The 22,099-nt window shown below is 69.4% G+C and carries 27 protein-coding genes; 14 read left to right on the forward strand and 13 right to left on the reverse strand.

What is annotated here, in order from left to right; translation table 11 throughout:
* Nucleotide 1: 1 nt before the first annotated feature.
* Nucleotides 2-559, forward strand: a complete 558-nt coding sequence (locus tag AB0M01_RS14010; RefSeq protein ID WP_363669130.1) for a sigma-70 family RNA polymerase sigma factor — start codon at nt 2-4, stop codon at nt 557-559.
* 81 nt (nt 560-640) lie between these two features.
* Here AB0M01_RS14010 and AB0M01_RS14015 read toward each other — a convergent pair whose 3' ends face one another.
* Entirely contained in the window at nt 641-1,354 is a 714-nt protein-coding gene (locus AB0M01_RS14015; protein ID WP_363669132.1) for an alpha/beta hydrolase, read from the reverse strand.
* An 80-nt stretch (nt 1,355-1,434) separates the two neighbouring features.
* On the opposite strand from AB0M01_RS14015, the gene AB0M01_RS14020 reads away from it, so the two are divergent.
* The 5 genes from AB0M01_RS14020 (at nt 1,435) to AB0M01_RS14040 (ending at nt 4,251) form a co-directional block, all read left to right on the forward strand.
* The gene (locus AB0M01_RS14020) at nt 1,435-2,046 is read left to right on the forward strand and encodes a TetR/AcrR family transcriptional regulator (protein ID WP_363669134.1); all 612 of its coding nucleotides are present in this window, start codon (nt 1,435-1,437) and stop codon (nt 2,044-2,046) included.
* Between the two features lie 155 nt (nt 2,047-2,201).
* Complete coding sequence (locus tag AB0M01_RS14025) at nt 2,202-2,447, forward strand: hypothetical protein (protein WP_363669136.1); 246 nt, start codon at nt 2,202-2,204, stop codon at nt 2,445-2,447.
* Nucleotides 2,448-3,065, forward strand: a complete 618-nt coding sequence (locus AB0M01_RS14030) for a DUF4394 domain-containing protein (RefSeq protein WP_363669468.1) — start codon at nt 2,448-2,450, stop codon at nt 3,063-3,065.
* Nucleotides 3,062-3,595 carry a sigma-70 family RNA polymerase sigma factor gene (locus AB0M01_RS14035; RefSeq protein ID WP_363669138.1) on the forward strand — a complete coding sequence of 178 codons (534 nt, stop codon included), beginning with the start codon at nt 3,062-3,064 and terminating at the stop codon, nt 3,593-3,595. The genes AB0M01_RS14030 and AB0M01_RS14035 overlap by 4 nt, the downstream gene beginning before the upstream one ends.
* Nucleotides 3,592-4,251, forward strand: coding sequence for a zf-HC2 domain-containing protein (locus AB0M01_RS14040; RefSeq protein ID WP_363669140.1), 660 nt, complete (start codon nt 3,592-3,594; stop codon nt 4,249-4,251). The genes AB0M01_RS14035 and AB0M01_RS14040 overlap by 4 nt, the downstream gene beginning before the upstream one ends.
* 105 nt (nt 4,252-4,356) lie before the next feature.
* Here AB0M01_RS14040 and AB0M01_RS14045 read toward each other — a convergent pair whose 3' ends face one another.
* The 5 genes from AB0M01_RS14045 to AB0M01_RS14065 all read right to left on the reverse strand — a co-directional run bounded on the left by AB0M01_RS14045 (nt 4,357) and on the right by AB0M01_RS14065 (nt 7,545).
* Nucleotides 4,357-4,875, reverse strand: a complete 519-nt coding sequence (locus AB0M01_RS14045; protein ID WP_363669141.1) for a hypothetical protein — start codon at nt 4,873-4,875, stop codon at nt 4,357-4,359.
* Nucleotides 4,876-4,998: 123 nt separating this feature from the next.
* Nucleotides 4,999-5,316, reverse strand: coding sequence for a hypothetical protein (locus AB0M01_RS14050; protein ID WP_363669143.1), 318 nt, complete (start codon nt 5,314-5,316; stop codon nt 4,999-5,001).
* Between the two features lie 215 nt (nt 5,317-5,531).
* Nucleotides 5,532-6,161, reverse strand: a complete 630-nt coding sequence (locus tag AB0M01_RS14055) for a ferritin-like domain-containing protein (RefSeq protein WP_363669145.1) — start codon at nt 6,159-6,161, stop codon at nt 5,532-5,534.
* Nucleotides 6,162-6,173: 12 nt separating this feature from the next.
* A complete protein-coding gene (locus AB0M01_RS14060; RefSeq protein ID WP_363669147.1) occupies nt 6,174-6,833 on the reverse strand; it encodes a ferritin-like domain-containing protein in 660 nt (219 codons plus the stop codon).
* Nucleotides 6,834-6,912: 79 nt separating this feature from the next.
* On the reverse strand, nt 6,913-7,545 hold the full coding sequence (locus AB0M01_RS14065) for a class E sortase (protein WP_363669149.1): 633 nt from the start codon (nt 7,543-7,545) through the stop codon (nt 6,913-6,915).
* 243 nt (nt 7,546-7,788) lie between these two features.
* On the opposite strand from AB0M01_RS14065, the gene AB0M01_RS14070 reads away from it, so the two are divergent.
* Complete coding sequence (locus AB0M01_RS14070) at nt 7,789-9,024, forward strand: Nramp family divalent metal transporter (protein WP_363669151.1); 1,236 nt, start codon at nt 7,789-7,791, stop codon at nt 9,022-9,024.
* A 337-nt stretch (nt 9,025-9,361) separates the two neighbouring features.
* Nucleotides 9,362-10,354 carry a ferritin-like domain-containing protein gene (locus AB0M01_RS14075; protein ID WP_363669153.1) on the forward strand — a complete coding sequence of 331 codons (993 nt, stop codon included), beginning with the start codon at nt 9,362-9,364 and terminating at the stop codon, nt 10,352-10,354.
* A gap of 33 nt (nt 10,355-10,387) precedes the next feature.
* Here AB0M01_RS14075 and AB0M01_RS14080 read toward each other — a convergent pair whose 3' ends face one another.
* A complete protein-coding gene (locus AB0M01_RS14080) occupies nt 10,388-11,251 on the reverse strand; it encodes a helix-turn-helix transcriptional regulator (protein ID WP_363669155.1) in 864 nt (287 codons plus the stop codon).
* Nucleotides 11,252-11,352: 101 nt separating this feature from the next.
* Between AB0M01_RS14080 and AB0M01_RS14085 the strand changes: the two genes are divergently transcribed.
* From AB0M01_RS14085 to AB0M01_RS14100, 4 genes are all read left to right on the forward strand, one after another.
* A complete protein-coding gene (locus AB0M01_RS14085; RefSeq protein WP_363669157.1) occupies nt 11,353-12,246 on the forward strand; it encodes an oxidoreductase in 894 nt (297 codons plus the stop codon).
* Nucleotides 12,247-12,293: 47 nt separating this feature from the next.
* Nucleotides 12,294-13,088 (forward strand): SDR family NAD(P)-dependent oxidoreductase, encoded by a 795-nt coding sequence (locus AB0M01_RS14090; protein ID WP_363669159.1) that lies wholly within the window; start codon nt 12,294-12,296, stop codon nt 13,086-13,088.
* A gap of 33 nt (nt 13,089-13,121) precedes the next feature.
* On the forward strand, nt 13,122-13,571 hold the full coding sequence (locus tag AB0M01_RS14095; protein ID WP_363669161.1) for a DUF6069 family protein: 450 nt from the start codon (nt 13,122-13,124) through the stop codon (nt 13,569-13,571).
* Nucleotides 13,572-13,634: 63 nt separating this feature from the next.
* On the forward strand, nt 13,635-14,507 hold the full coding sequence (locus tag AB0M01_RS14100; RefSeq protein WP_363669163.1) for a nuclear transport factor 2 family protein: 873 nt from the start codon (nt 13,635-13,637) through the stop codon (nt 14,505-14,507).
* A gap of 66 nt (nt 14,508-14,573) precedes the next feature.
* On the opposite strand, the gene AB0M01_RS14105 is transcribed toward AB0M01_RS14100, so the two are convergent.
* From AB0M01_RS14105 to AB0M01_RS14130, 6 genes are all read right to left on the reverse strand, one after another.
* Entirely contained in the window at nt 14,574-15,155 is a 582-nt protein-coding gene (locus AB0M01_RS14105) for a GAF and ANTAR domain-containing protein (RefSeq protein ID WP_363669470.1), read from the reverse strand.
* Nucleotides 15,044-15,790, reverse strand: coding sequence for a GAF domain-containing protein (locus AB0M01_RS14110; protein ID WP_363669478.1), 747 nt, complete (start codon nt 15,788-15,790; stop codon nt 15,044-15,046). Before AB0M01_RS14110 ends, AB0M01_RS14105 begins: the two co-directional genes overlap by 112 nt.
* Nucleotides 15,780-16,481 (reverse strand): GAF and ANTAR domain-containing protein, encoded by a 702-nt coding sequence (locus tag AB0M01_RS14115; RefSeq protein ID WP_363669165.1) that lies wholly within the window; start codon nt 16,479-16,481, stop codon nt 15,780-15,782. The genes AB0M01_RS14110 and AB0M01_RS14115 overlap by 11 nt, the downstream gene beginning before the upstream one ends.
* Nucleotides 16,482-16,567: 86 nt before the next feature.
* Nucleotides 16,568-17,398: a sigma-70 family RNA polymerase sigma factor gene (locus AB0M01_RS14120; protein WP_363669167.1), complete on the reverse strand. Its 831-nt coding sequence runs from the start codon at nt 17,396-17,398 to the stop codon at nt 16,568-16,570.
* Between the two features lie 150 nt (nt 17,399-17,548).
* Nucleotides 17,549-18,700: an MFS transporter gene (locus AB0M01_RS14125; protein ID WP_363669169.1), complete on the reverse strand. Its 1,152-nt coding sequence runs from the start codon at nt 18,698-18,700 to the stop codon at nt 17,549-17,551.
* Between the two features lie 41 nt (nt 18,701-18,741).
* A complete protein-coding gene (locus tag AB0M01_RS14130; protein ID WP_363669171.1) occupies nt 18,742-19,227 on the reverse strand; it encodes a MarR family winged helix-turn-helix transcriptional regulator in 486 nt (161 codons plus the stop codon).
* A 97-nt stretch (nt 19,228-19,324) separates the two neighbouring features.
* Between AB0M01_RS14130 and AB0M01_RS14135 the strand changes: the two genes are divergently transcribed.
* On the forward strand, nt 19,325-21,637 hold the full coding sequence (locus tag AB0M01_RS14135) for a molybdopterin oxidoreductase family protein (protein ID WP_363669173.1): 2,313 nt from the start codon (nt 19,325-19,327) through the stop codon (nt 21,635-21,637).
* Entirely contained in the window at nt 21,637-22,095 is a 459-nt protein-coding gene (locus AB0M01_RS14140; protein WP_363669175.1) for a hypothetical protein, read from the forward strand. Before AB0M01_RS14135 ends, AB0M01_RS14140 begins: the two co-directional genes overlap by 1 nt.
* Nucleotides 22,096-22,099: the final 4 nt, after the last annotated feature.

Consider the following 22,099-nt stretch of genomic DNA (forward strand, 5'->3'; position numbering starts at 1 on the left):
GATGGACGACGCAACCCCCGTCTCCTGGGACGAGATCGTTCGAGTGCATTCGGTGCGCGTCTACCACTTCGCGTACCGCCTCACCGGCAACCGGCACGACGCCGAGGACCTCACCCACGACGTCTTCGTCCGGGTCTTCCGCTACCTGCACACCTACCGGCCGAACACCTTCGAGGGGTGGCTCTACCGGATCACCACGAACCTGTTCTTCGACCAGCTACGTCATCGCAACCGGCTTCACTTCGACGGCCTCGCACCCGGCACGGTCTCCGACCAGGACCTCGACCCGGCGCACCTGTACGAGTTCCGCACCCTCGACGACGACATCCGGATCGCCCTGAACGAGCTGACCCCACAGATGCGTGCGGTCGTCGTACTGCGAGACATCGAATCGCTGTCCTACCGGCAGATCGCCACCACCCTGGGCGTCGAGGTCGGCACCGTCGGCAGCCGGCTCCACCGCGCGCGATCCAACCTCAGGGCGTCCCTCGCGCACCGCGCGTTCAATGGCTCTGGTGGAGCAGAGCCATTGCCATCTGCAACTGCTGCCGGCCGGTGAGGGGTCGGTGTGAGACCCAGTGCGACGGCGCTGACCAGCGTCAGCAGGACCCGTCGGCCGTACGGTCTCTGGAAGGACTGGTCACCGGTCCGTGTCGGCGGCGTCCTTCAGCTCGGTGGTGACGATGGCGGCGAGCTCGGCCGGCTGGGAGAGGAACGGTGAGTGTGCGCTCTGGATCGGGATCACCCGGTCGCTGCGCAGGCTGAACTGCCGGAAGCGTTCGGGGTGCACGTCCTTCTCGGCGTGGATGTAGGTGCTGGGGACGGTGCGCCAGGCGGCTTGGGTGAGGGGCTGGTTCATCGCCGCGACCGATTGTGGGCCGAGCGTCGCGGCGACCTCGGCCGCCTTGGCGGGGTCGACGTCGGGGAAGAAGACGTGCTCGGCGTCGAGGATCTCGTAGAAGCCGTGCTCGGCGTACTTCGGTCCCCAGAACGGCGGGCGCTCGCCGCCGAGGCTGCTCAGCACCGACTCGCCGACGTCGAGTTGGAACGCGCACAGGTAGACGATCCGGCGCAGGTTGGGCAGGCCGACGAGGCCCTGGGTGGCGGGTGCGCCGCCGTAGGAGTGTGGCATCACGACGACCGGGCCGTCGACGGCTTGGACGGCGGCGCGGATCGCGGCGGCGTCGTCGTACAGATCGCCCAGCTGGGTCGGGTTCACCGGTGCGCTGGACGGGAGCTGAACCGTGCGCACGTCCAGGTCGGACGGCAGGCGCTCGATGAGGTCGTTCCACATGTTGGTGCGGTGCCAGGCGCCGTTCACGAGGACGAGGGTGGGCAGGTCGGTCTTGGGCAAGGGGATCTCCGAGATTAGAAAGAACGATCGGTCGTTCTAAGTCTCGAAGATAGTACGCACGGTCGTGCTATCTTTTCAACGTGGCTGAGCAGCGGGCGCGGAAAGCGCGGGTGGACGGCGAGCGGAGCCGGCAGGCGATCGTGACGGCAGCGGCCGGGCTGGCCACCGTGCAAGGGATCGACGGGCTGTCGATCGGTGGGCTGGCCGATCACGTCGGGATGAGCAAGAGCGGGGTGTACGCACACTTCGGCTCGAAGCTGGAGCTGCAGCTGGCCGCGATCGAGGCCGCGAACGCGGTCTTCGCCGCGGAGGTGGTCGAGCCGGCGATGGCGTTGACGGCGCCGCTGGAGCGGCTGCGGGCGTTGTGTGAGAACTTCCTCGACCATGTCGGGCGCGAGGTCTTTCCCGGTGGGTGCTTCTTCGCGTCCGCGGTCGCCGAGATGGGCGCCCGGACGGGGACGGTCGCCGACGTGGTCGCCGAGGCGCAGCTGGAGTGGATGGCGGTGCTGACTGACCAGATCACCGCGGCCCAGGCCGACGGATCGCTCGCTGGCGACCTCGATCCCGACCAGCTCGCGTTCGAGCTCGAGTCCGCGCTCTACCTGGCCAACTCGCTGTTCGTCCTGCACCGCCGAGCCGACGTGCTCGACCGGGCGCGGCGAGCGGTGGCGGGCCTGCTCGACCGGAGCTGACGGCACGGCTGGTCCACCTGGCCGGATTCATACCGAGGCCGAGCAGGGTCGCTCACGTCCGGAAGCGGGTCGGCACCGAATCACTTGCTGGATGAACGCGCGGAGGCGGTTCGCCGTACACACCGCTGTTCTGTTCGTCGAGCAAGGAGCCAGACATGAGGAAGTTGCCTGCCGTACTCGTTGCCCTCGGGCTTGCCGCGACCACGGGGGTCGTGGCGGTCCAGCCTGCCGCGGCCACGCCCAGCCGGGCGGGGTCGTCGCTGTACCTGCTGGAGAGCAACGGGACGCTGAGCGTGCGGGACGCCAAGCTGCCGCTGCTGACCGAGCACCGGGTGAAGATCCGCGGGCTCAAGGCCGGTGATCGGCTGGTCGGGCTGGACACGCGGCCGGCGACCAAGTAGCTGTACGCCGCCGGCAAGTCCGGGCAGCTCTACACCCTGAACGCACGCACCGGGCAGGCCACCAAAGTCGGTACCTCGGCCGGCGCGGTCGGTACGGCGGTGGGCTTCGACTTCAACCCGACCGTCGACCGGATCCGCCTGGTCACCGAGTCGGGTCGCAACCTGCGCCTGCACCCCGACACCGGCGCGATCGCGGGCGTCGACACCGACCTGACCTACGCCTCGGGCAGCAAGCCGCGGGTCGCGGCGTCGGCGTACACGGACAGCTTCGCCGGGGCGACGAGCACGGGGCTGTACGGGCTCGACGCGGCCAAGGACACCCTCGTCACCCAGGGCTCGCTGCCCGGCCGTACGCCGGTGGTCTCGCCGAACACCGGCCAGCTCTTCACCGTCGGCTACCTCGGCCGCGACATCAGCGCGGTGAACGGCTTCGACATCGAAGGACGCGGTTCAAGCTCGTACGACGCTCGCGACTACACCGCGATCGCCGCCGTCCGCACCAGCGGGCTGCTCGCCGGGTCGAAGCTCGTCAAGGTCGACCTGCGCACCGGCCGGACCAGCCCGCTGCTCGCGCTGGGCCTCGGAGACGTCGTCGGGCTGACCTTCGCGGCGCGATGACCAGAGCCGTGCACGACCTCAGCCGTGAGGACGGCGTACGGGCCGCGTACGCCGAGCACGGCGCCGAGCTGTACCGGTACGCGTTGCGGCAGCTCGACGACGAGGGCGCTGCACGGGACGTCGTCCAGGAGACGTTCCTGCGGGCCTGGCGAGCGGCGGACCGCTACGATCCGTCGCTCGCCAGCCTGCGGGTGTGGTTGTTCGCGATCACCCGCAACGTGGTCGTCGACGAGGCCCGCCGGCGTTCGCTGCGACCGGCGAGCCCGCAGCCGCTCGACGTACTGACCGCGCTTGGGCCGGCGACCGCGGCCGATGACGACAGGACCGTCACCGGCTGGCTGATCGAGGAAGCGTTGCAGCGGATCCGGCCGGAGGCGCGCAGCGCGCTGGTGGAGACGTACCTGCGTGGCCGCCCGTACGCCGAAGTCGCCGCCGAGCAGGGCGTTCCGATCGGGACGCTGCGCAGCCGGGTCTTCTACGGTCTGAAGGCGTTGCGCCTGGCCATGGACGAGATGGGAGTCGAACTGTGAACCCCGAGGAACACAGAGCACTGCGCGAGCAGCTCGGCGCGTACGCGCTCGGGCAGCTGACTCCTGCCGAGGTCACCGCCGTACGAGCGCATCTCGACGGTTGTCCGGAGTGCCGCGCCGAGCTCGCGGCGATCGCGCCGCTCGCGGAGCCACTGCGACTGGTGGACGCCGACCGGGTCAGCGCCGAGCCTGCCGCGCCTCCGGCGGCACTGGAGGCGTCGATCCTCGCCGCGATCGGGAGCGAGCCACGGCGTCGCCGGCCGATCGGGCGGTGGCTGGTCGCTGCAGCCGCGGTTGTCGTTGTCGGTGCTGGGGGAGTGGGGATCGGGTACGGGCTGGCGCCGAAGCCGCCGGAGATCCCGTTGGAGCCGGTCGCCGTCGCGGTCGCCGATCCGGCCGTCCACTCGACCGCCGACGTCGTACCCCACACCTGGGGAATGGAGATCAAGCTGACCGCGACCGGATTCGCCAGCGGCCGGACCTACCGGGTCGTGGTCGTCACTGCCGACGGGCGGACTGCGCCGGCCGGAGAGTTCATCGGCACCGGGAATCGCGAGATGCTCTGCAACCTCAACTCTTCCGTACTGCGCCCGGACGCGACCGCGTTCCGAGTCTTGGACGACCGGGGGCGCAACGTCGCGACGGCCGAGCTGTAGACCAAACGAGACCCCGGCGGCGTCCCTTCGAGACGCCGCCGGGGTCTCGGCCGCGGGGCAGATCAGTTTCAGTCACACTCCACCCAGCTTGTCGAACTTTGCCGGTTACCGTGCGAGGCGGGAGTCGGCGTTGCGAGTGTTGCGAGCGACTGGGGCTGTTGCCGCAGGACGTCTTGCCGCCTCGCGTGGCTCGGTCTTGCAGACGATGCAGGTGCACACGGTGGTGGTGCCGGGGAGGTCGCTGTAGCGGTGTTGCCCGCAGACGTCGACGGACCTGCTGACCGAGGCGGTGCTCGCTTCGGTGCTGCCGGCTGGCACGTAGGCCACGTTGCAGTAGGAGCCGGGACAACCGGGGCCCGACAGCCAGACGGCGTCGCCAGGCTTGGAAAACGCGATCTGTCCATGCAGGCTGCCGGTGGACGTGTTGCGCCACAGGCGGACGCGCTGTCCCCAGTTCGGTTTCTCGGAAACGAGTGTGTAGGACGCTGTCTTGCCGTCCAAGACCTGCGTCACCGTGTCGCCGACCTCGAGGTCGGCGGTCGGGGGCGCGGCAGCGGCCTGGCCGACCGTGATCAACGGCGCGATGGCCACGATTGCGGCGACAGCAAGTGCGCGAGTCCTCATCATCTCTCCATCGACGTAGTTGGGAATCAGAGTCGCGGTCGCGAGAGACCCTGACGGCTGTCCAGGCCGCGGCCCGGGCAGCCGTTCAGTGCTGGTCTGTCACGGCCGCTTCAGCAGGGGTACTTACCGGAACTCTGCGAGGATGCGGGTGACGATCCCAGTGCCCGCCGGGCAGCTTGCCGACGTCAAGTTGCCGAAGGGGTTCCAGTTCCCGTACTGGTAGGAGCCGTTCTCGCACTGAACGATCGCCCGGAACTGCGACGTGCCGTCAGGGCCGCTGTAGCAACGAAGGAGGCCCGTCGAGCCGTTCGGGGACACCTCGCAGTCGACGGCCGCGGTTCCCGTGGTTGCCGCGGCGGCCGAGGTGGGCATGGACACGCCGACCGCGAGGAGGCCCGCGGTGGAAACGGTGGCGACGGCAACTCGGCGAAGGATGAACATGTTCTCCCCTGAGGTTGTGAGACGACCCACCGCTGCTGCGGAGGTCGACTGAAACCGTACGGAGAAAGGGGTGTAGGGCAACAGCTATCTCACGATCACGCAAATGCTTTCGTCCAGCGGATCGGCAGTGATACGTCCTGCGCGCGAGCTCAGCCCAGCTGTGAAAGGACAACGGTCCCGGCACCATCTCACCTGGTGCCGGGACCGCCCCCAGGTCAGTAGGTGATCGCGGCAACGACCTTGTCGGGGTCGACCAGGAACGGCGCGACCGCGGTGAGCACGTTGGTCTTCGACGCGGGCTTCTCGAACGAGCCGTTGTAGACGCCGCCCTCGGCCTTCAGGCCGAGCAAGTTGCCGACGACCGCGGCGTGCCGGGCCTCGACGCCGAAGATGCCGGCCGCGGCCTGCAGGATCATCTTGTCCTTCACGAAGCCGGCCGCGCCGAGGTAGGCGCCGACGCCCTTGTTCTCGAAGATGTGCGCGGTGGTCAGGTACGACTTGCGGGACTCGAAGGCGCCGCCGAAGTCGACCGCGGGTGCGCCGACCGGCGTACCGCCGAGTTTCTGGATAGTGGCGGTGAGGGTCGCGACGTGCGAGGCCTCGTCGGCGCCGATCTGCATCAGGTACTGCTTCTCCTTGCCGGAGACCAGGTTGGCCGCGTTGCCCTGGCGGTAGAACTCGGCCTCCAGGTACTCCAGCGTGAGCGCGTAGTTCAGCACCTCGAGGTCGTTGCCGAAGTCCTTGGCCGACACGAGGTGGAACCCGTTGTTCAGGGCACCGATCGCGACGCCGGCCGGTACGGCGGACGCGTTGCCGTGGATCAGGTCTGCAGTGGTGTCAGTCATCGGTGGCTCCTCTCACTTCGCGATGAACGGCATGGCGGCCTTGAGGACCGGACCCATCCCGAGGTTGGCCTCGATCGGCGCCGGGAACGGGTTCCCGCCGCTGATCTGGGCGATGATCGCGGCGTGCCGCGACTCGACACCGGCGATCGAGGCCGCGGCCGCGAGCAGGTCGGGGTTCTTCACGAGCGTGACCTGACCGTGGTAGGCCTTCACGCCGAGCTCCTCGAAGGTCGCCGCGGTCTTCAGGAACGCGGCCCTGCTCGCGAACGTGCCGGCCGGGAACTTGACCTTCGGCTGGGCGACGGGACGGCCGCCGAGGTCGGTGATCGTCGTCCGTACCACGTTCACGTGGTCGGCCTCGTGCTGCTGGATCGGGTCGATCAGCTCCTGCTCGCGACCCTTCAGCAGGTTGGCCTTCAGCCCGGCGGTGTAGAACGCCGACTCCAGGTACTCCAGGGTGAGCGCGTAGTTCAGAATGTCCAGATCGCTCTTCGCGGCGTCGGTGCCGAACCCGCGATCAGCGTTGCCGAAGGCAACGGGATCGCCGGGCCGGGTGGCCACGTAGGTGACGCCGACGCCGATCAGGGCGGCGTTGCGCAGGAAGCTGCGCCGGCTGTGCTCGTCGGCGAACTCGAGGACCGGACGGCCCCCGAACAGTGACTTGATACCCATGAACTTTCTCCTTGACCGCATCCGGTCCGGGACGGTCGCCCCGGGGTGTCGCTGGAGAGTGCAGGGGACACCAACCTCCTCAGGCGGCACGCGCCTCGACGACGATGCGCTGGTAGTGGGCGGTGACCGGGTTGCAGGCGAACAAGGTCAGCACCTTGGCGCCCGGCTGCGCCGGCTTGCGCAGGACGAACGGGACGTACTTCTCCTGCGGCACGATGGTCGTCTTCACGACCTTGTACGTCGTGCTCCTCGCGCCGACCGTGACCGTGATCGGGTCACCGGCGCGGAGCCGGTCGAGGTACCGGAACGGTTGTCCGTTGGTGACCCGGTGCCCGCTGATCACGCTGTTGCCGACGGCACCGGGCAACGGCGTACCGGGCCAGTGCCCGACACCCTTCACCAGCGCGGGCTCGTCGACGCCGTTGTTCAGCACCCGGTCGACGCCCAGCTTCGGGATCTGCAGCCGGCCCAGCCGAAGCTGCTCGCCGGGCTTGGCTTTGATGGCTTCGATCGGTACGCCGGCCGCCGGGTTGTCCCCGGCCGCGAACTGCGGCTCGACCGGCTTGCCCTCGCGGAGCTGGTCCAGCATCCGGTTGACCAGCGCCTCGTCGTCACCGTCTGTCGACGGTGTCGCGCTCGGTGACCCGTTGGGGCGGGCCGCTGGTGCGTCGCTGACCGGTGAGGTGGAGTCGCGCGAACCGAACAGAACCACACCAACCGCTACCAGGACGGCGAATCCGACGCTCGCGCCGACCCATCGCCAGACAGGTTTCCAGGCTCGCACTTCCGACCATCTCCTCACGACGGAATCAGCACGGGCTTCGGAGCGCCGCCGCGGACCGGATGGGTCGATGACCGAACTTTCTTCCACGGCAGCGAATTCGTGTCGTCGCCGATCCGGCCGGACCGTCGCTCCGAAGGCCCCCGGACGTGTTCGCGACCGGAAGGCCCGCTCATGTACGCACCCGCCCCGCTGCGGCGTGGACTCAACCGTTCGGGGTTGTTGCTGCTCGGCCCGGCGTTCGTCGCGGCGGTCGCCTACGTCGATCCGGGCAACTTCGCCACGAACATCGCCGCGGGCGCCGACTACGGCTACCTGCTGTGCTGGGTCGTCGTCGGCGCGAACCTCCTCGCCGTACTGGTCCAGTACCTCGCCGCGAAAGCGAGCATCGCGACCGGCAAGACGCTGCCGCAGCTGTGTCGCGACCACTTCAAGCGCCCGGTCGTGTTCGGCCTGTGGGGACAGGCCGAGCTCGTCGCACTGGCCACGGATCTCGCCGAGGTCGTCGGCGGCGCGATCGCGCTCAACCTGCTGTTCGACATCCCGCTGCTGCTGGGCGGCGTGATCACCGGTGTCGTGTCCTTCGGCTTGCTGATCTACCAGTCCCGCCGTGGCCAGCGTCCGTTCGAGACCGCGATCATCGGCCTGCTCGCGGTGGTCCTGGTCGGCTTCGTCGTCTCCACCATCGAAGCTGCACCGTCGGCCGCAGGCGTCGCCGGCGGTCTCGTTCCACGCCTCGACGGCACCGACTCGCTCGTCCTCGCCGCCGGCATGCTCGGCGCGACCGTCATGCCGCACGCCATCTGGCTGCACGGCTCGCTCATCACCGACCGCCACGGCAAGACCCTCCGTACGCCGGGCGGCCGCGAACGCGTCCTCAAGGCGACCCGCGTCGACGTCGCGATCGCGATGGCTCTGGCCGGCGCGGTGAACCTGGCGATGGTGGTCGTCGCCGCGGCCGCGCTCACCGGAAGCGGCGTCGAGAGCCTGAGCGACGCCCACGCGGCGTTCGGCGTACGGCTGGGGGAGACGCCTGCGCTGCTGTTCGCACTCGCGCTCCTCGCGAGCGGGTTCGCCTCGTCGTCGGTCGGCACGTACGCCGGCTCGGTGATCCTCGACGGGTTCCTGCGGCGTCATGTACCTGTCGTGGCCCGCCGGCTGATCACCCTGGTTCCGGCGCTCGCCGTACTGGCCATCGGCATCGACCCCACGCGTGCCCTGGTCGTGTCCCAGGTGGTGCTCAGCTTCGGCATCCCGTGCGCGCTGTGGCCGCTCGTGCGCCTGACCGGCTCACAGCGCGTGATGGGCGCGATCGTGAACCGGCCGATCACCACCGTCGCGGCCTGCCTGGTCGCAGCGGCGGTCAGTGCGCTGAACGTCGTACTGATCGTACTCACCTTGCGCGGCTGACCCATCTGCTCGCTGCCCGGCTCCGAAGCACCTGCGTCGATCGGCGGCCGGCAACTGTACGCCGGCAGCAGACGTTGCCTGAGTCAATTGATTCGGTACGTCGGCTGTCGCGTCCAGGCGGGGCCGTCCGCCGGTCGGCCCTGTGCTGGTGCCGTCCGCGGCCTGACGATCCCTGCGGGCGGTGCCGGCCAGGTGGTGCAGAACGACCTGCCACGGATCAGGCGGTTCGGTACGACGGAGTGGCTTTCGGCGGGTTGGTTCGTTGATCTCGATGGATCGTCAATCCACTGCCCGGCGGAACAGCTGGGCGAACCGGAACATCGGAGAGTCTCCGCACATGTTCGACAAACTGTTCATCCGTAACGCGATCGACCGCAGCGCCGAGAACGGCGTCGACCGGCGCAAGTTCCTCCGCGCGGCGGGAGTCACCACCGTCGGCGCGGGCCTGGCCGGCGGCGGCCTGCTCGCCGGCGGGGTCCTGAACCCCGCGGCGGCCGAGACCGGCCCGCTGGGCCTGGACCTCGACCTCGGGCTCGGCCACGAGGACCACCACGGCAGCCAGCCGAGCGACGGTGCTGTCCTGAACTTCGCGCTCAACCTCGAGTACCTGGAGGCGGAGTTCTACCTGCGCGCCGTCCGCGGGTACGGCCTCGCGGCGACCGAGGTGCTCGGCAAGGGCAAGCCGGGCGCCGTGCGCGGTGGCCGGAAGGTGAAGTTCCAGACCAAGGCAGTCAAGGCGTACGCCGAGGAGATCGCCGCCGACGAGCTCGCCCACGTCCGGTTCCTGCGCAAGGCGCTCGGTGGGGCGGCGGTGGCGCGGCCGGCGATCGACATCGACGCGGCGTTCACCGCGGCGGCGACGGCCGCCGGGCTGATCAAGCCGGGGCAGAAGTTCGACGCCTACGCCAACGAGAACAACTTCCTGCTCGCGGCGTACGTGTTCGAGGACGTCGGTGTCACGGCGTACAAGGGTGCTGCTCCGCTGATCTCCAACAAGACGTACCTGGAGGCGGCGGCCGGGATCCTCGCGGTCGAGGCGTACCACGCGGCCAACATCCGCACGAGCTTGGTCGCGGCCGGTCTGGAGGTTCCCTCGGTGGCCATCTCCAACGCCCGCGACAGCCTCGACGGCAAGACCGACCTGGACCAGGGCGTCACGTTCAAGGGCAAGACGAACGTCGTCCCGACCGACGCGAACGGCATCGCGTTCAGCCGCGGCGCCGACCAGGTCCTGAACGTCGTCTACCTGACCCCGAAGAAGGCCACCAAGGGGGGCTTCTTCCCGGCCGGCGTGAACGGCTCGATCAACACCAGCCGCGCCAACGGCTGACCGCTCCCGGGCCGCTGAGCACCGATCCGGTGCTCAGCGGTCGCCGCGTAGGCGGCCGGCGTACAGGGACGCGAGCAGGCGGAGCCGGTCGGCGTCGGGGCTGTCGGGCTCGGCGGTGAAGACGAGGAGCATCGGGCCGGGGCTGCCGGGGAGTGGGTAGGTGTCCCACTCGAGGGTGAGGTCGCCGACCTCGGGGGCGTGGAAGGTTCCGTGTCCGCTGGTGGTGGTGCTGATGTCGTGGAGGGCCCAAAGGCGACGGAAGTCCGCGCTGCGGATGCTCAGCTCGCCGACGACCGCTCGGGCCCGGGGATGGTCGGGATCGGTCGCGACGGAGGCCCGCAGCAGTCCGATGTACTGCTGGGCCTGGGATTCCCAGTCCTGGCAGCCCGACTCGCGGACGTGGACGTCGTCGAACATCAGCATCAGCAGGTTGAGCCGATCGCGCGGGTAGTCGCCGAAGTCACCGAACAGCGCCTCGGCGGCGACGTTCCACTCCAGGACGTCGAGGTGGCGGCCGAGGACCAGGGCGGGTACGTCGATTGCCGCGAGCAACCGCTGGGTGCTGGTCGGCACCCCTTCCGGTCGCCGGTCGACACGGTCCGGCATCGGCTGCCGGGCGGCGCGGGCCAGAGTGAAGAAGTGCCGGGTCTCGTCCTCGTCGAGGTCGAGTGCATCGGCCAGCGCGGTCAGTACCTCGTCGGACGGGCGCATCTCCCGGCCCTGCTCCATCCGCTGGTAGTAGTCCGTGCTCAACCCGGCCAGGAGCGCGATCTCCTCCCGCCGCAGCCCGGACACCTTGCGGCGGCCGCCCGGCTCCAGCCCGACGTCCTGCGGACGCAGCCGATCGCGCCGGGCACGGAGGAACTCGCCGAGTTCACGAGCGTACGGGTGCGTCATGCCGTCCAGTGTGCCAACTCCGGCCTTCAGGAAGGTAGGACGAGGAAACCTAGGGAATCCAGTACGACGGAGCCGCGCGTGCGCGTCCCTAGCTTCGTGACATGACCTCGATCCTTCCCGACCAAAGCGGCCGAGTGGCCGTCGTGACCGGCGCCAACTCCGGACTCGGCCTGGTCACCGCCCGCGAACTGGCCGGCCGCGGCGCGCGAGTGGTCCTTGCCGTGCGCAACGTCGTCGCGGGCCAGGAGGCCGCCCGCGGAATCCAGGGCGAAGTGGAGGTTCGGCCACTGGATCTTTCGTCCACACCGTCGGTCAAGGCCTTCGCGGACGGCGTCACCACCGACCATCCCGTCGTGGACCTGCTGATCAACAACGCCGGCACGATGCTGCTCGGCCCTCGCCGTACGGACGACAACGACTTCGAGTTGCAGCTGTCCACGAACTTCCTGGGCCATTTCGCGCTCACCGGACTGCTGCTGGACAACCTCCGGGCCGGACCGGCCGCGCGTGTGGTCAACGTCAGCTCGCTCACCCACCGCAACGCGCACCTGGACTTCGCCGACCTGATGTCCGAACGGGACTACCAGGGCACCGCCGCGTACGGCCGGTCGAAACTCGCTTCCACGGTCTTCGGCATCGAGCTCGACCGCCGCCTGCGCGCCACCCGGTCATCGGTGCTCAGCGTGCTGGCCCACCCCGGACTCACCCGGACCAATCTGACTCCGCAGGCCTGGCAGCATCGCGGCCTCTTCGGGCGGCTGGTCTCCACGACGGTGCTGCTCGGTGCCCAGTCTGCCGAGCGCGGCGCGGCGCCCCAATTGCACGCCGCGACCAGTCCGGCAGTGCGAGGCGGCCAGTTCTTCGGGCCGTCCGGTCCAGGCGAGCTGCGTGGTTCCGTCACGACTGCACGGTTCAGCGCCGAAGCGACCGACCCTGCCGTCGGCAGACGCCTGTGGAGCGCGGCCGAACAGCTGACCGGAGTCAGCTACCTCTGAACACCCGGCCCGGTCAGGGCCGCACGAAGAACACCAGGAGCGACCACGTGACACACATCGAAGTACCCGCCGACAGGTTCGGCCCGTGGGCTGTCGTCACCGGGGCCTCGGCCGGCATCGGCCGCGAGTTCGTCCGGCAGCTGGCCGCGAACGGCCTCGACGTCGTGATCTCCGCCCGCCGCTCGGCGGCGCTGGCCGACCTCGGATCGCAGCTCGAGCGGGAGTACGGCGTACGCCACCGGGCCGTCGTCGCCGACCTGAGCCATCCTGACGGCCCCGGCCGGTTGCTCGAAGCAACCGAAGACCTCGACGTCGGGCTGCTCGTGTCCAACGCCGGCGACCTGGTCCCCGGCGAGTTCCTCGGCCGCAGCCTGCAACCTGCGCTCGACTCGTGGCAGCTCAATGCCGGCAGCCACCTCGTACTGACTCACGAGTTCGGTCAGCGGCTCGCGGCTCGTGGTCGCGGCGGAGTCCTGCTGGTCGGCGCGGCCGGCGCCGAGAACGGCATCCCGTGGCTGGCCGCGCACGCCGCCGCGAAGGCCTACACGAACACGCTCGCCCGCGGCCTGCACTCCGAGTTCGCCGACCGCGGGATCAACCTCACGGTCCTGACGCCCGGACCGACCCGAACCGAGCTGCAGAACCGCCGGTCCGTTCCCGACACCGGCGGTACGACGGTGTCCGCCAGCGTCTCTGCCGCGCTCAAGGGCCTCAAGGCCGGTGACATCGAGGTCACGCCGGGTCTGGCCGCCCGGCTGCTCAACAAGTTGCCCGCATCGATGTCACGGCGGATGTCCGGCCGCACCATGGCCGCCATCGTTGCCCAGGGCAACGCGGGCTGATCCAGATTCGATCCACACCAAGAGAGAAGGCCCATGACCGGTCAAGCTGTCGTCCGTCCTGCCCGTAGCTCCGCCGCCGCGATCACGGCCGGCATCATTGGAGCCGCTCTGCTCTCGACCGCCCTCAACACGGCGGTCGCGGGAATCGCCCGGGCGGCCGGAGCCTCCCCGGACTTCGTCCCTCTGGACCTGCAGACCTACACGCCCTGGACCGTCATCGGCGTCCTGGCCGGCTTCGCAGGCTGGGCCGTCGTCCGCGCCCGCGCCACCCGCCCGCGGCGACTGCTGCGCCAGTTGGTACCCGCCGTGGTATCGACCAGCTGGACACCCGACTTCATCGTCGGCTTCAACAACTCGATGGCCGGCACCAGCTGGGGCGCGATGATCGCATTGATGATCATGCACGTCGTCATCGGTGTCGTCGTCGTGATCAGCTGCATCCGCCTGCTACCGCTCCCGGCCGACCGTCCGCCGCGGCAGTAGGACTGACAAACCCAGGCAAGCCAGTACGACGGAAGCCGCGCGCGGCGCACCTAGGTTCTCAACATGAAGCTCAAAGCAACCATTGCAGCAGCGATGACCCTTCTGATGACAGCGAGCCCGACCGTCGCCTCGGCGTCCCGCGTGCCGAACCCGGTGACCTGGCAGGAGATCCGGAACGAACAGGTGGCGAAGGCGGTGGTGCACGAGTTGTTCAACCGGCACGACCTCAGAGCCGTCGATCGCTACTTCCGACAGTCGTTCGTCCAGCACAGCCCGGAGATGGCCAACGGCGCCACTGGCCTCAAGCAGTTCATCCGGAACAAGCCCAAGCTGCGGTACGACGTGTTCAAGGTGATCGCGGACGACGACTTCGTCATGCTGCACTCCAGGGTCACCGGCCGCGGCCCGGTCACGCAGATCGTGATGGACGTCTTCCGCTTCGACCGCGGCAAGATCGTCGAGCAGTGGGACGTCGTCATGACCGAGGTACCCGCCTCGGAGTCCGCCAACGGGAACCCGATGGTCACCCGCCTCAGGCCCAGCAAGCCGAATCGCCACGACAACGAACGCATCGTCGCCACCGCCCTCAACGAAACCATGGTCAAGCGCAACCTCAGCATCATCCCCCGCTACTACAAGGAGCCGTACACCCAGCACGACCCGCTCACCCCCAGCGGCTTGGTGCAGCTCCGCAAGTCCATCCTCGCCCTCCCGCCGGACGCCACCTTCGAGCCCGGCCTGATCATGGCCGAAGGCGACGAGGTCGTCGTCCACGCGCGCCTGCGCAACATCACCCCGACCCCGGTGATCGCCATGCACGTCTACCGCGTCGACAACGGCAAGATCGTCGAGCACTGGGAGCTCTACCAGTACGAAGTACCGCGCGACCAGAGCCTCAGCGGCAACGACATGATGACCCCTCGGGTCGGCCCCTGACCGCCGCGTACCCCTGACGGCCCCTTCGCCTCACCAGGCGAAGGGGTGTTCGCGCGACCGATCCCATCACGAGCGCTGACCGGTGCCGTTGACGATCTCTTCGGCGATGTCGCGGAGCTTGCGGTTCGACTGCTGGCTGAAGCGAGTCAGCACCGTGAACGCGCGGTCGGGGCCGAGTCCGTAGCGCTCCATCAGGATGCCGATCGCGGTGCCGATGTCGCCACGGCTCTGGATCGAGGACTCGAGGTTGTCGGCGTTCTGGACGTCGGCGAAGGCGATCGCGGCGTGGGTGGCGAACAGCAGCCCCACGTGCTCGGACTCGTCGGTGAACGCGTGCGGGCGCGCGCCGTACAGGTTGAGCGCGCCGAGGTTGTGGCTCTCGACGAACAGCTGGAACGACAGCATGCTGCGTGCGCCGAGCGTGGCGGCCGCGCGGGAGAACTTCGGCCAGCGTTCGTCGGTGAGCAGGTCGTCCACCCGGACGGTTCGTTGCTTCCACACCGCGTCGAGGCACGGCCCCTGACCCACTGCGAGCATCAGCGCGTCGATGCGGACCGGGAGGTCGCTGGAGGCGGCGCGGTGCTCGATGGCGTGCTTGCGCACGACCCGGCTGATCGAGCCCTCGGCGGTGCCGGGGATGAGACTGATCGCGCCGGCGACGATCTCCTGGAGGACGTCCTCGGGTTTGCGCAGACTCTGCAGCGTCCGGGCGATCCGGCTGAGCCCGGCGGCCAGGGTGTCCTGCCCGGACGCCGTACCGGTGTTGTCCCGCGACGGAAGACGACGATGGCGAGGGTCGCCAGGTCGGAGAAGGCGTGCGCGATCGCGTCGATCGACGCGGGGACCGGGTGCCGGGTGAAGAAGAGGTTCAGCGCGCCGAGTGTCGTGTCCTGCCACTTCATCGGGTGCGCGTGGACCGCGGACACTCCCTGGTCGTGCAGCGCGGCCGCGACGTCCGGCCAGCGCTCGTCGTACTCGTCGGCACGCACGGTGATCGCCGCGCCGTCGCGGATCGTCTCCGCGGCCGGTCCGCCGCCCTCGTGAACCTGGAACAGCTCGAGCTGCTCGGCTCGGTGACTGGTCGCCGCGAGGAAGTCCAGTACGCCGGTGTCAGGGTGCGCGACCACGATCCCGGCCGCTTCGGTGTTGACGGAACGCACACAGCCGGCCAGGACACCGGTCACCGTCCCGATGACGTCGTGGCGGGCCACCAGCGTCGAGGCGGCGGTCGCGAGCTCCTCCACGGCGCGGTCCGAGGTGCCGGCAAGGCCATCAGCGGTCATCGCTACCTTCTCTGAAGTCGATGGTGCGGTCGATGACCGACTCGGCCACCTCAGCCAGCGTCCGGCTGGTCGCGTAGGCGTGGGCGCGGAGGATCGCGAGAGCGTCGGCCGGTGGAACCCGCAGCTGTGCAACCACCATGCCGGTGGCGTTGTGGATGCGCGACCGCGACGTCCACGGGCCGTCGCCGTTGAGCTCGGCCGGAGGCCCGTCCTGCAGCAGCGCCGCGCCGATCGTGTCGGCGAGGAACTGTGCGGTGTCGTCCGACTCGGGCAGGGAGCGTCCGTCGGTCACGTACACGCTGATCACTCCCACAGTGTGCCCGCCCGGCTGCATCGGGAAGGAGTACATCGTGACCGGCCCGACCGCTTGCAGCGCGGCCCGGGTGAACTCGGGCCACGTCCGCCGGGCACCGTCTCCCAGCCGGGCCACCGTGGACCGGGCCGTCCGGTACGCGTCGCGGCACGGTCCTTCGCCGGTGATGTCCTGGAGATCCTGCAGCCGGTCCGCCGCCGGGGTCGTGGCGCAGAGCGTCGTACGGTTGACCGAGTCGTTCGCCACCGTGATCGCGGCGCCGTCGCCGCCGAGGATCAGCTGGTACGCCGATCCGAGCCGCAGCGCGAGGTGGTCACGGCCGGCGTTCGCGGCCGTCAGCGTGGCGAGCCTCGCGAGGAGCGCGGCCTTGTCGGTCATAGGTGCCCAGCCTTTCACGGAACGACCAACCGGTACCCGGACGCCACTCCGGCGCCCGGGACGTTCCGTTCACGACTGCGTCGGCATCAGGCGGCGGCGGCCGTGGTGGGAGCCAGCCGGACGCGGAGATCGGCGAGGATCCTGCTCAGCAGGCGGGAGACCTGCATCTGGCTGATGCCGAGCTCGGTGCCGATGTCGGCTTGTTTGCGGTTCTCGATGAAGCGCAGCTCGAGGATCCTGCGGTCGCGCGGTGCGAGGTCGTCGAGGATCGGACCGAGCATGTCGACGGTCTCGAAGTGGTGCAGGTAGGGGTCCTCGGCGTCGGCGATGGAGTCGCCGAGCGGGAGGTCGGTCTCGCCGGCCGGGCGGTCGAGCGAGATGACGTTGAAGCAGCCGCGGGCGGACTCGGCCTGGCGGATGTCGGCCGGGCTGACGTTGAGCCGTACGGCGATCTCGTCGAGGTCGGGTTCGCGGCCGAGCTCCTGGGTGAGGATCGGCAGGACGCGGGCGATCTTGCCCTGCAGGTCCTGGAGGCCGCGGGGGATGCGGACGGTCCAGGTGCAGTCGCGGAAGTAGCGCTTCACCTCGCCGCGGATCGTCGGTACGGCGTACCCGATGAACGGGACGTCGGTGTCGGTCCGGTAGCCGGCGGCGGCTTTCATCAGGCCGAGGAAGGCGACCTGTTCGAGATCCTCGTCCTCCGCGCCGCGCCCGCGGTAGCGCTGGGCGATCCCGCGGGCGAGCTCGAGGTTGAGCTCGACGGCTTGCTCCAGCAGCCGTCGGCGCTCAGCCTCGTCGGTGGTTGCGGCTCTGGTGGTGAGGAGCTCCCGGGTGGCCTGGTCGCGGCGGGCGCGGTCGTCGGCGGTGGAGCAGTGGGTGGGCACGTCGGTGCCGTCGAAAGTGGAGAGCGTGAGCATGATCGTGACCTCGCGATGGATTCATCACGGCGCGGCCGCTTCCCTGGACCGCGGTCAGAACGTCGCTGCCGAAGTACCCACCTGGTAAACGCTTGTTTCGGCTACTCCTCGGACTCTGCGTCACCGGCGAGCAGCCGTTGCCGCAGGTGATCAGCGCGAGCGGCGCAGGTCGCGGATCGTGAGTGCGGCGAGGCCGGCGAGGGCGCACGCGGTGGCGGAGATCGCGAGGATCGCCGCAGGGGAGAGGTGATCGATGCCCAAGGCACCGACGGCTGCGCCCAACGGCGCGGCGATCGCGAGGAGGGCCCGCTGGGTGCCGAAGATCCGGCCGTGGTCGGCGGGGTCGGTCCAGCGGTGCAGAGCGGTGGTCTCGATGGCGGAGTACGGGCCCCAGATCGCGCCGCTGATCGCGAAGCCGATGGCCGCGATCGGGAGGTCGTGCACGAAGGCCAGCGGGATCATGAGCGCGCCCCAGATGATGGCTCCGACCGCGTTGACGACGCCGGGGCGGTGCCGCGAGAGGCCGGCGGCGAGGGGGAGTGTCAGCAAGGCGGCCGCGCCGAACAGTGACCAGATGAGGGTGTAGCCACCGAGACCTGATCCGAGGTGGTCGCGGACGAAGTACGGCGTGACCGTCTCGTACGGGCCGTAGGTGAAGTAGTAGACGACCGAGAGGGCGATCAACGCGATCACCCGCGGCGGTCGCCTGGTACGGCGTCGCGCTGGGCCGGCGCTGGCTGTCGTTGGGAGATGCTGTTCAGCCGATCGCAGGCGTACGGCGATGGCTGCCACTCCCAGCAGCATCGCGACAGGTAGCAGGAAGGCGGGTCCGGTCCCGAACAACCCGAGGGCTGGACCGGTGAGGACGGCGCCGAGCAGCAGCGGGAGCTGATCGCCGATGCTCAGCATCGCGTTGGCCTTACCGAGAGCGCCGGGGCCGACAAACCGCGGTACGAGCGTCCGGGCAGCCGCGTAGCTGAGGGGCGCCGTCGTGCCTGCCGCGGCGCCGATGGCCAGCACGATCCAGATCTGCAGCTCGCCGCCCCAGGAGGTGACGGCCAGTGCGGCCATCAGGATCGTCCTGGCGACCGCGTCGAGCAGAATCATCGGCAACGCGCCGAAGCGATCGACGGCTCGTCCGCCCAGAATCCCACCGGCAACAGCCGGGAGCCGGATCGCGACCACGAGCAGGGCGGTCTGCTGACCGGACCAGCCTTGCGGCCCCGCGCTCCACAGCAGCACGAACAGGAGGAAGGCGTCCGCAGTCGAGGCGAGCGTCCACCCGGCGGCCAGCCACCTCATCGCCGATGGGAGGGCCGTGGGTGCGGCACGGCTCGTGACGGTCACGACGTGTCCACCGACTCGTCCACCGGGCAACGCGCGCACGCCGACCAGTCGCACAGCCGGCACGTCGTGTCGGCGTCCACGCGCAGGCGCTCCTTGCCGCGCAGCGCTCGTCCGAGCAAGGTGTTCAGTTGCTTGCGTTCAGCTGGTGAGAGGCTGCTGAGCACGTCTTCACCGGCGGCCTCTCTCGCCTCGTTCCACTCCGTCAAGGCGTCCAGTCCGGCCGGCAGAAGCGTCAGCCGTACGCCGCGGCCGGCTCGCGCGCGGGACAGGTACCCGAGCCCCTCGAGCCGGTCGACCAAGCGGACCGTGCCGGACTGGGTCAGCCCGATCCTCGCCAGGAGCCAGTCCACGGAGCACTCCGGATGACTCTCGATCAGCGTCAAGGCGGCAGCATCCCGCAATCCCAGCCCTGCGGGCAGGGCCGCGGTCAGCACGTCGTGACTGCGCAGCGTCCAGGCGGCCCACAGGTTGCTCTCATGCATGACTCATGCATATATCAGCTCCCGCGTGCCTGCAATGGCCCGATGAGGAACAGCTCACCGCGGTGTGGCATCGAGGAGCCGGGGTACCGGCGCTGCCATGAGCCAGGACAGGGTGGCGGAGATCTGGGGCCGTCGTACGCCCCACGCGCGCGACACCGAATGGCCGGTACGGGTCGATCAACACCTCCGGGACGGGGTTGCGGAGGGTGATGTCGATCGCTGGGTGCAGTCGGCGTGTGTGTTGTGCAGCAACGGGTGTGCGTGTGACATCGCGGTGAAGGACGGCCGGATGGTCGGTGTGCGTGGCCGGGCGAACGACCGGGTTAACCACGGTCGCCTGGGGCCGAAGGGCTTGTACGGCTCGGTCGAGTGGAGCGACCAGGACCGGCTGACCACACCGCTCGTCCGCCAGGGCGATCGCCTGGTCGAGACCAGTTGGGACGATGCCATGGGGCGGATCGTCGCGGAGTCCAAGAAGCGCCAGCCGTTGGCGCACGGCTTCTACACGTCGGGTCAGCTGTTCCTGGAGGAGTACTACGCGCTGGCCGTGATCGGGAAGGCCGGGCTCGGGACGCCGCACATGGACGGCAACACCAGGCTCTGTACTGCGACCGCCGCCGCGGCGCTCAAGGAGACCTTCGGGTCGGACGGGCAGCCGGGCAGCTACAACGACATCGAGTCGTGCGACGCGCTGTTCCTGTTCGGCCACAACATGGCGGCGACGCAGACGGTGCTGTGGTCGCGCGTGCTCGACCGGGTGGAGGGTGCGGAGCCGCCGGTCGTGGTCGCGGTCGACCCGCGCGCGACGCCGGTCGCGGACGTTGCGGTCCGGACCGGCGGTGTCCATCTCGCTCCGCTGCCGGGGACCAACCAGGCGTTGATGAACGGCCTGCTGCACGAGGTGATCGACCGCGGCTGGATCGATCGCGAGTACGTCGACGCGCACACGATCGGGTACGACGAGCTGGCGGCGACGGTGGCGTCGTACCCGCCGGACCGCGTCGCCGAGCTGTACGGCGTACCGGCCGAGGACATCCGGCGGGCGGCCGAGATCTTCGGCACGTCCGAGCGGGTGCTGTCCACGGTCCTCCAGGGCTTCTACCAGTCCCACCAGGCGACCTCGTCGTCCTGCCAGGTGAACAACCTGCACCTGCTGCGCGGCCTGATCGGCAAGCCCGGCAGCGGCATCCTGCAGATGAACGGCCAGCCGACCGCCGAGAACACCCGCGAGTGCGGCGCCGACGGCGACCTGCCAGGCTTTCGCAACTGGGCGAACCTGGACCACATCGACGAGCTCGCCCGGCTCTGGAACGTCGATCGGCTGGTGATTCCGCACTGGGCACCACCGACGCACGCGATGCAGCTGTGGCGCTACGTCGAGCAGGGCTCCATCGACTTCCTCTGGATCTCGGCCACGAACCCGGCCGTCTCGCTGCCCGAACTGCCCCGGATCCGGGAGATCCTTGCCCAGGACAACTTGTTCCTGGTCGTCCAGGACGGCTTCCTGACCGAGACCGCGCAGTACGCCGACGTGGTGCTCCCCGCGGCGCTGTGGGGCGAGAAGCAGGGGACCTTCACCAACGCGAGCCGTACCGTGCACCTGTCCGAGCAGGCCGTCGAGCCGCCGGGGGAGGCCCGCAGCGACCTGGACATCTTCCTGGACTACGCGCGGCGGATGGACTTCCGCGATCTCGACGGGAGACCGCTGATCGACTGGGCCGGTCCTGAAGAGGCGTTCGACGCGTGGAAGGAGTGCAGTCGTGGCCGGCCGTGCGACTACTCGGGGCTGACCTACGAGCGGCTGCGCGGTGGCAGTGGGATCCCGTGGCCGTGCACCGACGATGTACCGGACGGGACCGATCGGCTGTACGGGGATTCGCGGTTCCCGACCGATCCCGATGCGTGCGAGGACTTCGGCCATGATCTGCTCACCGGTGGAAGCACATCGCCGGAGAAGTACAAGGCTCAGGCGCCGGGTGGCCGGGCGTTCCTGAAGGCGGCGGAGTTCACCGAGCCGCCGGAGTGGATTTCCCCGGCGTACCCGTTGATCGCGACCACCGGACGTTCGCCGTACCAGTTCCACACCAGGACGAAGACGGGTCGCTCGCGGCGGCTGCGGGACGCGGCGCCGTCGGTGTGGGTGGAGTTGTCGAAGCGGGACGCCGACGAGCTCGGTGTTGCCGAGGGCGACAAAGTGCGGGTCGAGTCCGCCCGCGGTTCGATGGCCGGCTCGGCGCGTATCGGCGAGGGGCGCGACGGCGTGGTCTTCGTGCCGTTCCACTACGGGCACTGGGACAACGACACCGGCGATGCGACGGCGGCCAACGAGTTTACGCTGACCGAGTGGGACCCGGTGTCGAAGCAACCGATGTTCAAGGTGTCGGCGGTCCGCGTGAGCAAGGAGGACTGATGCATCTCGCGAGCTACCTCGGGCTGCTGCGGGACTCGGAGCGGTCGCTCGGCGACGCGTTCCGGATGGTTGCCGAGCACCACCAGGACGAGCCCGATGTCGAGCACCTGTGCAAGGTGCTGGGGGACCAGGCAACGAACCACTCGGGCGCGTTGCAGTCCGTCGTACGGCGGTACGGCGAGCAGGCGGACTCCGAGCCGCAGGAGTTGGAGGCGGCCGAGTTCGGCGGGACCCGCGAGGGCGGTGTCGGGCTCCTGCGTGATCTGCAGGATCTGTACGCGCTGGCGTCGTTCGTGGACATCACCTGGACCGTCGTCGCGCAGGCCGCCCAAGCCCTGCGCGACCAGGAACTGCTGGACGTCATCGACGCCGGCGAGCAGGAGACGACGCAGCAGCTGACCTGGCTGAGAACCCGGATCAAACAAGCAGCACCACAAGCGTTGATCGCGGCGCGGTGAACTG

Origin of the sequence: Kribbella sp. NPDC051770, from assembly GCF_040681455.1 — a bacterium.
Lineage (GTDB): Bacteria > Actinomycetota > Actinomycetes > Propionibacteriales > Kribbellaceae > Kribbella.